This window comes from Brachybacterium sp. GCM10030267 (genome assembly GCF_042666875.1).
Lineage (GTDB): Bacteria > Actinomycetota > Actinomycetes > Actinomycetales > Dermabacteraceae > Brachybacterium.
In genome coordinates, this window is the sequence record NZ_JBHTCX010000012.1 from 598848 (window position 1) to 611966 (window position 13119).

Sequence of the window (13119 nt, forward strand, 5' to 3'; positions counted from 1 at the left end):
CGCTCAGCTCCTCTCAGCCGCTGGGAATGTGGTCAGCCGCGGGGGCGGGTCAGCCGCGAGGTATCAGCGACTCGCCGCGCTCGGCGAGTACCGCGCGCACCGCGTTCTGGGCCGCGGCCAGCTCGGCGTCCTTCTTGGACGCGCCCTCCCCGCTCGCGGAGACGATGCCCTCCACGCTGACCGTGGCCGTGAACACCTTCTCGTGCTCCAGGCCCGTCTCGGTGATCCGGTAGGACGGGGTCACGCCGGTGGCGGCGGCGATCTCCTGCAGCCGGGACTTGAAGTCGTAGCTGGTCTCGAGGAACTCGTCGGACTCCAGCAGAGGCTGCATGAGCTCCAGGACGAACCGGCGGGAGACGTTCTGGCCCAGCGCCAGGTGGACCGCACCGATCACGGCCTCCGTGGTGTCGGCGAGGATGGAGATCTTCGCGCGCCCGCCGGTGAGATCCTCCCCTCGACCCAGCCTCACGTAGGCGCCGAGGTCGAGCTTCGAGGCGATCACCGCGAGCGCCCGGGCGCTGACGGTGGCGGCGCGGCGGCGGGCGAGGTCACCCTCGGGCAGCGTCGGATGGGTCGCGTACAGCTGCTCCGTCACCGCGAGCTGCAGCACGGCGTCGCCGAGGAACTCGAGTCGCTCGTTGTGCGGGAGCCCGTCGTGCTCATAGGAATAGGAGCGATGGGTCAGGGCCAGCTCGAACAGTCCCGATTCGCGCAGCTCAGCAGCTTGAGCGGCGTCCAGCGAGAGGGCGTCGAGCAGCCGATCGGCGTCGGCGTGCTCGGTGGCCCGGCGCCTCCGCGCCATCAGCGGCCCTCGCTGCCGGCCGTGCCGCCAGTGGCGTCGGAGCTGTCGGAGCTGTCGGAGCGAGCCGAACCGTCGGAGCCGTCGGAGTCCTCATCGAGAAGGGTCTTCAGCGCGGCCCACCGGTCATCGATGATCTCGTGGCCGTGCTCCGGGTCGTCCTCCATGCGGAAACCGCACTGGGGGCACAGACCGGGGCAGTCCTCGCGGCACAGCGGGCGCTCGTCGGCCTCCATGGCGAGCGCGTCGCGCACCAGCGGGCCGAGGTTGACCTTGTCGTCTTCGAGCAGGACCGAGTCCTCGAGCTCGTCGGCCTTGACCTTCTCGGGGTACATGAACATCTCGTCCAGGCGCGCCTCGACGTCCTGGTCGACGGGGTCGAGACAGCGTGAGCACTCGCCCTCGAGGTGGGCGCGGACGGAGCCGTGGGCGTAGATGCCCTCGACGACGGATTCGAGCTCGGCCTCGACAGCGAGGGCGTTGCCCTCGGGGACCTGCATCGCGGCGCCGCCGGCCTCGCGGGCGGGGGCGGCGATGGTGCGCTCGATACGGCGGTGCGCGCCGGGGCGGCCGATGAGGTCGACCGCGTCGAAGCGCAGATCCTCATCGAGCGGCGAGACGGGGACGGTGTCGGAAGACATGGCGTGGCAGTCCTGTTCGTGTCGACGAAGATGAGCGTGGCCGGGAGGACCACTCAGGATACGTCCGTGGCGGCTCGCAGCGCGTCCAGGGACGGGCCCGGGAGCATGTCGGAGACGTCACCCCCGAGGGCGTTGACCTCCCGCACCAGGGACGAGGAGATGTGGGAGTAGGCCGAGCCGGTCAGCAGGAAGACGGTGTCGACACCGGCGAGGTGGTGGTTCATCCGCGCCATCGGCTCCTCGTACGCCAGATCCAGCTGGGAGCGCAGGCCGCGCACCACCGCATCGGCCCCCAGCTCCCGGCAGAAGTCGACCAGGAGCCCTTTGGGCAGGGTGCGGATCTCGACGCTGCCGCTCATCCCGTCGACCTCCACCGTCTCGGCGATCGCGGTCTTCCGCGCCTCGAGACCGAGGGTCCCGGCCTTGCTGGGATTGTGGGAGACGGCGATGACCACACGGTGGCCGAGGGCGACTGCCCGACGCGTGAGGTCGAGATGCCCCAGCGTGAAGGGATCGAACGAGCCGGGCAGGACGACGGTGCTCATGGCGCCACTCTAGTGCGGCCGGCTGCGGTGCGGCCGGGCCCGGTGCGGCCGGGCCCGGTGCGGCTCGGGACGCCGGCGCGGTTCAGGCCTGCTCGAGACTCACCAGGTGGACACCGTCGTCGTCGATCGCGTCGATGGTCAGTCTCCCGTAGGTCTCGGCGAGCTCGCCGGTGCCCGAGCCGGGGGCGATGACGTACTCGAGGACGGGGTCGCCGCCGGCCATGGTCCCGAGCTGCTGGAGGGTCACGCCGCCCGGCACGCCGTCGAGGGTGCCCTCGAAGATCTCGATGGCGACGTAGCCGGCGTTGCCTGTGCCCGGATCGCCGGCGGTGAGCATGGTGCCGTGGCTGGTGCCCTCGAGTGCGCCGCTCCAGGTCTTGGTGAACTCGAAGCGGCCGGCGGCGGTCGGGATCGGCTCGCCGGGGCGCAGATCGATCGTGAAGGTCGCGCTGAGCGTCGTCATGCTCGCAGTATCGCGCAGCGCTCCCCTCGCGGTCACCCCCTTCGGCGCGCGTAACGGGCCGGCGTCTCGCCTGTGACGGCGCGGAAGTCGCGAATGAAGTGTGGCTGGTCGAACCAACCGAGATCATGGGCGAGATCGACGACGTCCCGCGGGTCACCGCTGTCGAACGCTGCCACGGCGTCCATCACTCGCGCACGCACCAGCATGCGTTTGGGGCCGAGACCGACGAACCGCTCGAACAGCCGCTGCAGCGACCGCGTTCCCATCCCCGCTCGTCGCTCCAGCTGTCCGGTGCCGGTGACCTCCGGGTCGGCGAGCATTTCGAGAACGGCGAGAAACCCGTCGAACCCGGGGTCCTCACGCGGCTCCCGGGCGAGGAGGTAGTCATCAAGCACCTCCGCGGCCTCGGTCGCCGTGGGCTCGAGGACCACGGCGGCGGGATCGACGTCGAACCACTCCGCAGCGGGAACGGTGCGGTCACGCAGGGCCGCCAGATCAGCGGCGCGAAAGGCGGTGGTGCCTCCCAGTCGGAATTTGACCCCGATGACACTGCCCGTACTGGTCAGCGTCACATCGAAACGTCCCGCGGCGACCGGGCCGGTGATCCATGCGCCGTCACCGTCCATGCCGCTGCGCTGGACTCCGCCACGTTCGACGGTCAGATTGACCGCCGGTTCGTCGAGCGTCGCCACGTGATGGGATGTGCCGTCCTCGAGCGACCACGTGACCGACCAGTACCGCTCGACCCACCGGCTCAGCCGTTCGTCGGGCGCGGCACTGTCGTACGAGGCACGGGCGAGGAACTCCTCCGGTCGCAGGACATGGCCCACCATGTGCGGCGGTGTCGCGTTCATGCAATCGCCTGCATGCTCCATGGCGGCAGTGTGGCAGCTATGACGACGACTGACACGCCCTCCACGGCCGCCGCGCCCGTCGCCTCCCTGGCGATGATCACGCTCGACGCCGCCGAGACCGAGCCGATCGCGCAGTTCTGGTCCGCCGTCCTCGGCTGGCCGATCGTGCACCTGAGCGAGCAGTACGCGATGCTCACCGGGCCGAGCCACGCCCTCGGCATCGGCGCGATCCCCGACTATCAACGGCCCTCGTGGCCGGACGACGGCCGCAAGCAGTTCCATCTCGATCTCGCCGTCGAGGACCTCGACGCCGCAGCGGCGCGCTGCGTGGAACTCGGTGCGGAGCGTCCCTCCCAGCAGCCGGGCGAGACGTGGATCGTGCTGCGTGACCCCGCTGGCCACGCCTTCTGTCTCACCGACGCGGCTGCCTGGGGCTGACTCCTCGCGCGTGGTGCTCGCGCGAGAGCATCGCCCAGCTCATCCCGTCCAGCCAGCGTCCGCTGCGGTGCAGGGATTCCTCGATGAACACGCCCTCGCAGCGCATGCCGATCTTCTCCATGACGCGGCGCGAGGCGAGGTTGGCGGCGAAGCAGCCCGCCTCGACCCGGCGGACGCCGAGCCCTTCGAAAGCGAGGTCCAGCAGGGCCGCGGCGAACTCCGTCCCGAGGCCCTGTCCCTGGATGGCGGGGTCGAGCACCCAGCCGACCTCGGCCTGCCGGCCGCGGGCCTGCTCGACCATGTCGGTCTGGGACCACGGGTCCTGACGGTCGATCTTGCCGACGGCGACGATGCCACCGTCGCGCCGGCCCACGAGGCTGATGTCCAGACGGCTCTCCCACCGCTGCCGGTGGTCCTCGAGGGTGGTGCTCAGCGTGGTCGTCCACTCCTGGACCTCGGGCCGCCGGTACCAGGGCCAGATCTCGTCTGCGTCCTCGGGTCGGGCCGGCCGGAGCTCGAGGCGGTCGGTGCGGACGGGCCAGTCGAGGTCGTCGAGAGTAGTGGTCACGCTCAGAGGGTAGCGACCGATGGGTTCCGGGCGGTCCCGCGCTCAGCGGGGGTCGTCGCTTGTGGCGGCTGGTGCCGGTCAGCGGTTGTGCGGGTCGGTGGCGTTCACGGCCGCGACCACCTGGGGATAGTCACCGCGCGCCTCGCCATAGCGCAGGAACTTCACCGTCTCGACCTGGATCTCCGTCGCCTCCGGCTGGGTCTCGAGGATCTCCATGACCTCGTCGGCGAACTCGTCCAGTCCCATCGCGGCCTCGTTGTCCTCGTGGCCGGGCATCAGGGCGGTGCGCACGGCCGGCGGCTGCAGCTCGAGCACGTCGATGCCGGTGCCGGCGAGCTGGAGCCGCAGCGACTCCGAGAGCATGTGGATCGCGGCCTTGCTGGCGTTGTAGGTGGGGGTGGCACGCAGGGGCACGAAGGCCAGACCGGAGGAGACGGTCATGATCGTCGCCGATTCCTGGGCTCGCAGATGCTCCATGAACGCGGCGATCAGCCGGATGGGGCCGAGAATGTTCGTGGTGACCGTCGCTTCCGCCGTAGGGAGGAAGTCCGACGGGTCCTGCCAGTCCTCCACCCGCATGATCCCGGCCATCGCCACCAGCATGTCGAGGTCCGGATGCGTGGCGAGGACCTGCTGCGCCGCAGCGCTGATGCTGGCTGTATCGGAGGTGTCGATCTCGACCGTGTCGATCCCGGGATGCTCGGCGGCGATCGACTCGAGCAGCTCGGTGCGCCGCCCGCCGACGATGACGCGGTTGCCCTTCGCGTGCAGTCGCACGGCGAGGGCGAGGCCGATGCCGCTGGTCGCGCCGGGGATGAAGATGGTGTGTCCGGTGATGTTCATGGTCACGAGTCTGTGCGGTCGTGCCGGCCCGCACCAGGCCGCGCTCATCGGGGGATCAGCGATCCCTGGTTGCGGCGGGCTCGAGGGGGCGATACTGCGGAGACAGGCAGGGCGCCGACGGAAGAGGCTGCGATGGAGGGAACTGCGATGGACAGGGCTGGTGTGGACCGAGCCGCCCTCGCCGAGTTCCTCTCGCGCCGACGCGCCTCCCTGCTCCCCGCAGATGTCGGCCTCGGCCCGGGCGCGCGGCGTCGGATCCCCGGTCTGCGCCGCGAGGAGGTCGCGCAGCTGGCGATGATGTCCACCGACTACTACACGCGCCTCGAGCAGCGTCGCGGTCCGCAGCCGAGCACCCAGATGCTCTCCTCCCTCGCCCGGGCGCTGCGGCTCAGCGCCGATGAGCGGGACTATCTCTACCGGGTGGCCGGGCACCCCGCCCCGGAGCGGATGCCGCAGGAGGACTACGTCGCCCCGCAGCTGATGCGGGTTCTGGACCGGCTGCAGGACACGCCGGCGCTGATCTTGTCCGCACTCGAGGAGGCACTGATCCAGAACGGGCCGGCCACCGCCCTGTTCGGCAGCACCGGTCACCGCACGGGCTGGGAGCGCAGCGCGATCTACCGGTGGTTCGCCGACCCCTCGCACGGGCGGGCGATGTACCCGGCGTCCGATCACGAGCGTCAGAGCCGGGCACAGGTCGCCTCGCTCCGTGCCGCCTACGGGGCATGGGGTCCACGGTCCCGGGCCGCCGAGCTGGCCGCGCTGCTGCGCGAGCGCAGCGATGAGTTCGCCCGGTTGTGGGAGGAACAGATCGTGGCGCAGCGTTTCGCGGACCACAAGGTGCTGCTGCACCCGCAGCTCGGCGAGATCGAGGTGGACTGCCAGGCCCTGTTCACGGAGGACCGGTCACAGGTGCTGCTGGTGCTGACCGCTCCCCCGCACAGCGAGGCCGCCGGCAAGCTCGACCTGCTCGCCGTGCTCGGCACTCAGGAGGTCTCGCCCGGCTCCGACGACGGCCCGCCGAACTGGAGCACGGTCTCGCCGTAGGCCTTGGTGCCGTCGTCCGCCCAGCCGTCCGGCCAGGCCAGCTCTCGTGAGCGGCGGGAGCGTTCGACGACCACGAGCGCGTCGTCGCTGAGCGCGGGACGCAGCGTGACCAGCAGCGCCTCGAGGGTCTCGGTGGTGACTGCGTAGGGCGGGTCGAGGAAGATCAGCGAGTACCCGGCACCGGACGGTTCCAGGTGGGCGGCGATGCTCTCCGCCTTCCCGGGCCGCACCTCGCAGCGGCCCTCGAGGCCCAGCTCGGCGGCGGTGCGGCGCAGCTGCCGGGCGGTCGGGGCGTGGGATTCGACCAGCAGGGCGGCCCGGGCGCCGCGGGAGAGGGCCTCGAACGCCAGAGCACCGGTGCCGGCGTACAGATCCAGTACGCGGGCTCCCTCGATCGCGTCCCACCCGTCCAGACGCGAGAACAGCGCCTCGCGCACGCGGTCGGACGTCGGCCGGGTGCCCTTCCCGGGCGGCCCGGGGATCGTGCGGCCTCCGAGACTGCCGGCGATGATCCGCGGCATGTCAGCTCCTCTCCACGTCGGGGTCGGCGTCGCGCAGGCGGTCCTCGATCGACCCGGCGAGGTCAGGATGCGAGCTCAGGGCCGGGTCGGCCTCGACGACGGCGAAGGCGTCCTCGCGTGCCTGTTCGATGACCTCGGCATCACGGATGACGTCGAGATGCTTCAGGGTGCGCTGCAGGCCTGACTGCTCGTCCCCCACCAGGTCTCCAGCGCCGCGTCGCCGCAGGTCGAGCTCGGCCAGCGCGAATCCGTCGGCCGCGGAAGCGACCCGCTGCAGATGCTGGGAGGTCTCGGAGCCCTCGACGGCCCGGGTGTCGAGGAAGGCGATGCCGGCGTGCCGGCCACGGCCCACCCGGCCTCGCAGCTGGTGCAGCTGGGAGACGCCGAAACGCTCCGCATCCAGCACGATCATCACCGAGGCGTTGGGAACGTCGACGCCGACCTCGATGACCGTGGTCGCGACCAGCACGTCGATCTCGCCGTCCACGACGCGGTCCATGACCTGCTGCTTCTCCTCGGTGCTCAGCCGCCCGTGCAGTATCCCGATGCGAGCCCCGGCCAGTTCGGGACGACTCGCGAGGAGTTCGGCGGTCTCGGTGACGCCGCGGGCGACGGGCAGGGGCGTGGCACCGCTCTCGGGGTCCATCGGGGGCGGCGCCGGAGCGTCGTCGCCCGCCTCGTCGATCCGCGCGCAGACGACGAAGACCTGGCGTCCGGCGGCGATCTCCTCACCGGCGCGCTGCCACATCCGCTGTTCCCACTTCGGGTTGGACTCGTGGACCACGAACGCCTCGACGCCCGCGCGCATCCCCGGGCTCTCGTGCAGGGTGAGCACGTCGAGGTCGCCCACGGTGGCGAGGGCCGCGGTGCGCGGGATCGGGGTCGCGGTCATCACCACCACGTGGGGACTCGTCCCCGCCGGGCCCTTGGTGCGCAGCCGGCGCCGGTGGTCCACGCCGAAGCGGTGCTGCTCGTCGATGACCACGAGCGCGAGCGAAGCGAACTCGACGCTCTCGGTGAGCAGGGCGTGGGTTCCGACCACGATCCCGGCCTGCCCGGACGTGACATCCAGCAGCGTCTCGCGGCGGGCCGCGGTCCGCTGCGACCCGGTCAGCAGCCGCACCCGGGTGGCGTCGGGGTGGCCGTCCAGCTGCCCGGCCCGCGCCAGATCGCCGAGCAGGGCAGTCAGCGTCCGGTAGTGCTGCTCGGCCAGCACCTCGGTGGGGGCCAGCAGCGCCGCCTGGTGGCCCGAGTCGACGGCCCGGAGCATGGCGCGCAGTGCGATGACGGTCTTGCCGGAGCCGACGTCGCCCTGCAGCAGCACACTGGTGGGATGGTCCTGGCGGATGCGGTCGATGATCTGCCCGCCGACCTCCCGCTGCCCGGCTGTCAGCTCGAAGGGGAGGCGCTCGTCGAAGGCCGGCTGGAGCGGCCCATCGGCCCGCAGCGCCGGGGCTGGGGTCCGCGCATCCTGGGCGCGGCGCTGGGCGAAGATCGCCTGCAGCACGAACGCCTCTTCGAACACCAGGTGGGCGAGGCCCGCGCGGGTCTCCGCCAGGGTCCACGGGACATGCACCTTGCGGACCGCCTCGGCCAGCGGCAGCAGTCCGCGCCGGGCGACCACCTCCGCCGGGACCGGCCGACTGAGCCGGTCCCCGAATTCGACGCCCTTCTCCGTGGCCGAGCGCATGGTGCGCTGGGCGATGGTCTTCTTCAGCGGATAGACCGGAAGGGGCCGCTGCGCCCGCATGCGCCCCTCCGGCGTGTCCTCGTAGTCCTCGTACAGCGGATGGGTGATCTGGGGTTCGTGCGTCTGTTTGTGGAGGCCGACGGTCCCCCGCACCACGATGTGCTTGCCGACCGGCAGCTGATTGCGGTGCCACTGGACGAGGTGCTGCTTGGCGAGGAAGAACGTGAGGGTGAGACTCTCGATGCCGTCGGAGACGACCACCTCGAGAATCGAACCCTGCCGGCTGCGCATGCGCCGCTCCTTGACGTCGACGACCGAGACGATCGCGCTGACCTCCTCCCCCTCCTGGACCTCGTGGAGGGAGCGCAGCGGGGCCGGGGTCGTGTAGCGGCGGGGAGCGAACCGCATCATCGTGTCGAGGTCTCTGACACCGAAGGAGGCCATGGCGCGGGACTCCTTGCTCTCGAGCAGCTCGGACAGCGGCATGGACCCGCGAGCGGACTCCCGTCTCCTCGCCATGCGGTGCCTCCTCGTGATGGTCCTCGTGCGCGCTCGCCGGTACGGGTCAGCGTCCCGTGGGCGCAGTAGTCCGGCTCTGCGACGTGCGACGATGATCGTGCGCACGCGGGGACCATCGTGCCACTGCGGTACGACGCTGTGTCGGAATCCACAGCGGGTCGACTCGCCCGCACCCTTCTGGAGAAGGCGCCGCCTGGGGTATGCTTCCGTGGTTGCCCTGACCTCCGGGGGCCAGCGCCCCTGCGCGATCCCTGGTCACCAACTCCTGAGAAGGTTCCCGCCCTCGTGGCCGGTGAGCAGTCGCAGGGATGGGCGGGCACCCGATCAGAATTCGACTTTTCAGGAGACGACAGTGGCTTCCACGTGTGACATCTGCGCCAAGGGCCCGAGCTTCGGCAAGAACGTGTCTCACTCGCATCGCCGCACCTCGCGTCGCTGGAACCCGAACATCCAGTCCGTGCGCACTGTGATCAACGGCACCAGCAAGCGCGTGAACGTGTGCACCTCCTGCCTCAAGGCAGGCAAGGTCAGCACGCTCGGCGCCTGAGCGAGACCGACTCGGACTCACCCGTGAGCCCCTCCCCGATTCGGGGAGGGGCTCACGTGCGTCTGGGGGCGGCGCTCCTGTGGGGCAGCGCCCACCTGCGGCGGTGCCGGCCCCGGCCCTTGTGACGCCAGCACACTTTCTCACGACCTCCGACCGCAGCAGGAGTGCCCACTGGCTGGCGCCTTCGCGACGAGCTCTATTCCTCCACAACGGCCGCTCGTCCACAATTTCGCACCGCACGTGAAATGCCCCCCAATCCATGAGACGCACCTCAGCGGCCGGGCAACCTAGCGGATTATTGCGCTTCTCGCCAGTACTGCACACATTTCCAGATGCCGCCGTTCACATCCCACCCGAACCTCTGCTCCAACACTGCCTGACCAGCACGAGTAGTCGAGCAGTGAGATATCGACCGTTCCTCCACAGGGGCCATTCGTCCACATTGCCTCGCTACCTTGCGGTAATTTTGGAAATGACCTGTCTTTTATCGCACAAGCCTGCGATACTTGGACCATGACAGATGAGCGAGATGGCGTGGCCGCAGATCCTGGAGGTGCAGGTCCTGGAGGTCCGGACGACTGCTCCAGTGCGCCCAGTGCCGACTCGCCGGCGCAGCCCGCTCCGGACGCCCGCAGCTCTCTTCCCCTCACGGCCGGCGAGGAGCAGCTCCAGATCGGTGACATCGACCTGCTCTCCGTGAACCGCGCGCTCACCGAGATCGGTACCCACGGTTCAGTCGCTCTCGATGCTCTGTCCGCTCCGGACACGATCAGCCTGCTGCTCGGAATCCAGAACCTCTCGAGTGCACTGGCCGCAGTCCAGGCCCGCACCGTGGTGCACCTGGAATCAGCCATCAAGGACGACTGCACAGCTCGCGAGGAATCACCGGCGAAGGCGGCACGCATCGCTCGCAGCGAGGCATCCCGCGCCCTGAGGAGAGCGCCCTCGACGGCAGGCCAGACGATGGCGACATGCCGCCGGCTGGTCAGATCCATGCCGGGCATCCTCACGTCGCTCTCACAGGGCAGGGTCAATGCGGAGGTCGCACACCGGGTCAGCAAGGCCACCGCCACGGCGGAACCGGAGCTGCGCACCCAGGTGGACGCCGTCCTGACCGAGCACGTGGGCAACCTCGAGGATTGTGGGCAGCGGGAATGGGCCGAGGAGACCCAGCGCGTGATGCATACGCTCGACCCGGACGGCGCCGAGAAGCGCCACATCCGCGCATCGAAGAATCGCAGCCTCACCGTGCGCAATGACGATGACGGGATGTGCCGCCTGAGCGCCAAGCTGCCCGCGCTCGAGGGCGCCCGCATACGCAAGGGCCTCTCCCTCGCCGCGGAGAAGGCCCGGGCCGAGGGTGACCGGCGCGGACACCAGCAGATCATGGCCGATCTGATGGCCGATACGCTCCTGGGGCGGGGCGACGGCGTCGATCCCACCACGCTCGATATCGGCGTCATCATCACCGACCGCTCGCTCTTCGCACCCGGACACGCCGATGCCGCCACCATCGAGGGCTATGGGCCCGTGCCGTTCGAGCACATCCGGGACGAGATGCGAAATGCCATGACCGGCGAGGACGACGCCGAGCTTGCACTGACGCTGCGCCGGCTCTATACCGATCCCGACTCCGGTGAGCTCGTCGCCGTCGAGTCCCGGTCCCGGGCCTTCCCACCGGCGCTCTCGCGCTTCATCAGGTGGAGCCACCAGACGTGCCGTGCTCCGCACTGCAATGCCGATATCCGTCAGAACGACCACATCATTCCGCACGCGGAGGGTGGGCCGACGTCACTGGCGAACGCCAACGGGCTCTGCGCCGGGGACAACCAGAAGGAGAAGGCCGGGGAGACCGTCCGCGTGATCACCGACTCCGACGGCAGCCGGAGAACGGTCGAATGGACGACTCGCTACGGCCAGAAGGCGCGTCGCGGTGCGACGAATCTCGACCCGGTGGGCACCGCTGCTCACCGACGGCGACGGTCTCCCCCGCCGGCCGACCAGACCGGCGAGGACGAGGAGCCGGAACTGCACGGGATCTTCCACCGCAGCCTCGACCGTGCCGCGAGACACGCTCTGTCGACCAGGAACCCCCGCTCGCAACTCTTCACGCAGCCGCACTGCCGACACTGGCATTTCCGAGCCCACACGAACTACATTCTCGACCCCGCGGCCACCGTGAGCTCGGAAGCACTTGCCGGTCTCTTGGAGTCTCGAGGCGCACCCGGTCCGGCCGACACGGCGCAATCGGCCGACGTGCGGAAACCGGGCGATGAGCCTGAAGCGGTCGACTAGCGGAAACCGGTCAGCAAGGGGCCAACTCGAGCAGGTCCCGGTGCCAGCGAGAGGCGGCGCAGCCAGAGCCAGCGAGAGCAGCAGCCAGCGAGAGCAACTGCCAGCGCCAGCGAGAGCCTGCTCGTGTCACCGCCGACAGCGCGGGGCCCGGGCTCCGGGCCCCGCGCGACTCAGACAGTGCTCAGACCGCGGCGGGCTCGACGTCCGCGAAGGTCGCGGTATCGATGACCGCCCGGAAGTACACCTCACCGGCGACGACGCGCTCGTAGGTCGCATCGACCTCCTCGACGCCGACGGTCTCGATCTGCGCGGCAATGCCGTGCTCGGCGCAGAAGTCGAGCATCTCCTGGGTCTCGGCGATGCCACCGATATTGGAACCGGCCAGGGTCTTCCGGCCACCGATCACCGAGCCGAAGCTCAGCGACTGGCGATTCGGGGGAAGTCCGACCACAGCCATCACACCGCGCGGCTTCAGCAGGCCGAGGTACGCATCGACCGGAATGTCCGCACTGATCGTATTCAGGATGAGGTCGAACTCGCCGCGGTGATCCTCGAAGAAGCCGTCCTCGGAGGTGGCCAGCATCTGGCTCGCCCCGAGATCGATCGCCAGCTGCTCCTTCTTGCGCGAACGCGACAGCACGGTGACGTCGGCGCCCATGGCCGCAGCAATCTGGACGCCCATGTGCCCCAGTCCACCGAGACCCAGCACGGCGACCTTCTTGGCAGCTCCGTCCTTCGTCTCGGCCGCGCCCCAGCGGGCCAGCGGCGAGTACGAGGTGATGCCGGCGCACAGCAGCGGCGCCGCGACGTCGAACTCGAGTCCGTCGGGGATGCGGCATACGAATCGCTGGTCGACCACGACCTTCTCCGAGTAGCCGCCCTGGGTGACGGTCCCGTCGACGTCGGTCGCGTTGTAGGTGCCGACCGCGCCCTGCAGGCAGTTCTGCTCCTCGCCGGCCCGGCACTCCTCGCACTGGCCACAGGAATCGACCATGCATCCCACGCCCACGCGGTCGCCGACCGTCCAGTCCGTCACGTTCTCGCCGACCGATTCGACGACGCCTGCGATCTCGTGGCCGACGGTGAGCGGGAAGTGTGCCTCGCCCCACTCGTTGCGGATCGTGTGGATGTCGGAGTGGCAGATCCCGGCGGACTTGATGTCGATGACCACGTCGTCCGGTCGCGGGTTGCGACGTTCGATGGTGGCGACGCGGAACGGCTGGTCGGGGCCGGTCTTCTGCAGAGCCTTGACCGTGATCGACATGGGGTCTCCTTCGATGCTGGGGGTCGCCCGTTGGTAAGGGCGCCCTCCAGCCTATGCCGAATCGAAGGACCGACCGAACCGCTGC

At 69.9% G+C, this 13119-nt stretch carries 14 protein-coding genes; 4 read left to right on the plus strand and 10 right to left on the minus strand.

Annotation, left to right across the window (positions count from 1 at the left end; all coding sequences use genetic code 11):
• Positions 1 to 49 precede the first annotated feature (49 nt).
• The 5 genes from rnc to ACFQS2_RS13800 all read right to left on the minus strand — a co-directional run bounded on the left by rnc (position 50) and on the right by ACFQS2_RS13800 (position 3323).
• Positions 50 to 802: a ribonuclease III gene (gene rnc / locus ACFQS2_RS13780; RefSeq protein ID WP_377794100.1), complete on the minus strand. Its 753-nt coding sequence runs from the start codon at positions 800 to 802 to the stop codon at positions 50 to 52.
• Positions 802 to 1440: a YceD family protein gene (locus ACFQS2_RS13785; protein WP_377794101.1), complete on the minus strand. Its 639-nt coding sequence runs from the start codon at positions 1438 to 1440 to the stop codon at positions 802 to 804. The genes rnc and ACFQS2_RS13785 overlap by 1 nt, the downstream gene beginning before the upstream one ends.
• A 53-nt stretch (positions 1441 to 1493) precedes the next feature.
• Positions 1494 to 1985, minus strand: a complete 492-nt coding sequence (gene coaD / locus ACFQS2_RS13790; RefSeq protein WP_377794102.1) for a pantetheine-phosphate adenylyltransferase — start codon at positions 1983 to 1985, stop codon at positions 1494 to 1496.
• 82 nt (positions 1986 to 2067) lie between these two features.
• Positions 2068 to 2448 carry a DUF3224 domain-containing protein gene (locus ACFQS2_RS13795; RefSeq protein ID WP_377794103.1) on the minus strand — a complete coding sequence of 127 codons (381 nt, stop codon included), beginning with the start codon at positions 2446 to 2448 and terminating at the stop codon, positions 2068 to 2070.
• Positions 2449 to 2480: 32 nt separating this feature from the next.
• Positions 2481 to 3323 carry a helix-turn-helix domain-containing protein gene (locus ACFQS2_RS13800; protein ID WP_377794104.1) on the minus strand — a complete coding sequence of 281 codons (843 nt, stop codon included), beginning with the start codon at positions 3321 to 3323 and terminating at the stop codon, positions 2481 to 2483.
• 18 nt (positions 3324 to 3341) lie between these two features.
• On the opposite strand from ACFQS2_RS13800, the gene ACFQS2_RS13805 reads away from it, so the two are divergent.
• Positions 3342 to 3740 (plus strand): VOC family protein, encoded by a 399-nt coding sequence (locus ACFQS2_RS13805; RefSeq protein WP_377794105.1) that lies wholly within the window; start codon positions 3342 to 3344, stop codon positions 3738 to 3740.
• Here the strand turns inward: ACFQS2_RS13805 and ACFQS2_RS13810 are convergent.
• Together ACFQS2_RS13810 and ACFQS2_RS13815 are read right to left on the minus strand one after the other, a co-directional pair.
• Positions 3715 to 4308: a GNAT family N-acetyltransferase gene (locus ACFQS2_RS13810; RefSeq protein WP_377794106.1), complete on the minus strand. Its 594-nt coding sequence runs from the start codon at positions 4306 to 4308 to the stop codon at positions 3715 to 3717. The two genes, ACFQS2_RS13805 and ACFQS2_RS13810, sit on opposite strands and share 26 nt — an antisense overlap.
• Positions 4309 to 4386: 78 nt before the next feature.
• Complete coding sequence (locus ACFQS2_RS13815) at positions 4387 to 5151, minus strand: SDR family oxidoreductase (protein WP_377794107.1); 765 nt, start codon at positions 5149 to 5151, stop codon at positions 4387 to 4389.
• Between the two features lie 162 nt (positions 5152 to 5313).
• On the opposite strand from ACFQS2_RS13815, the gene ACFQS2_RS13820 reads away from it, so the two are divergent.
• Complete coding sequence (locus tag ACFQS2_RS13820; protein ID WP_377794179.1) at positions 5314 to 6198, plus strand: helix-turn-helix transcriptional regulator; 885 nt, start codon at positions 5314 to 5316, stop codon at positions 6196 to 6198.
• Here ACFQS2_RS13820 and rsmD read toward each other — a convergent pair.
• Both rsmD and ACFQS2_RS13830 read right to left on the minus strand, forming a co-directional pair.
• Positions 6138 to 6719, minus strand: a complete 582-nt coding sequence (gene rsmD, locus ACFQS2_RS13825; protein ID WP_377016460.1) for a 16S rRNA (guanine(966)-N(2))-methyltransferase RsmD — start codon at positions 6717 to 6719, stop codon at positions 6138 to 6140. The two genes, ACFQS2_RS13820 and rsmD, sit on opposite strands and share 61 nt — an antisense overlap.
• Before the next feature lies 1 nt (position 6720).
• The gene (locus tag ACFQS2_RS13830) at positions 6721 to 8928 is read right to left on the minus strand and encodes an ATP-dependent DNA helicase RecG (protein WP_377794108.1); all 2208 of its coding nucleotides are present in this window, start codon (positions 8926 to 8928) and stop codon (positions 6721 to 6723) included.
• A 352-nt stretch (positions 8929 to 9280) separates the two neighbouring features.
• Here ACFQS2_RS13830 and rpmB point away from each other — a divergent pair, with 352 nt between their 5' ends.
• Together rpmB and ACFQS2_RS13840 are read left to right on the plus strand one after the other, a co-directional pair.
• Positions 9281 to 9475, plus strand: coding sequence for a 50S ribosomal protein L28 (gene rpmB, locus ACFQS2_RS13835; RefSeq protein WP_377016456.1), 195 nt, complete (start codon positions 9281 to 9283; stop codon positions 9473 to 9475).
• A gap of 513 nt (positions 9476 to 9988) precedes the next feature.
• A complete protein-coding gene (locus ACFQS2_RS13840; protein WP_377794109.1) occupies positions 9989 to 11770 on the plus strand; it encodes a DUF222 domain-containing protein in 1782 nt (593 codons plus the stop codon).
• Positions 11771 to 11951: 181 nt separating this feature from the next.
• Here the strand turns inward: ACFQS2_RS13840 and ACFQS2_RS13845 are convergent, their stop codons facing one another.
• Positions 11952 to 13034 carry an NAD(P)-dependent alcohol dehydrogenase gene (locus ACFQS2_RS13845; RefSeq protein WP_377016452.1) on the minus strand — a complete coding sequence of 361 codons (1083 nt, stop codon included), beginning with the start codon at positions 13032 to 13034 and terminating at the stop codon, positions 11952 to 11954.
• Between the last annotated feature and the right edge of the window lie 85 nt (positions 13035 to 13119).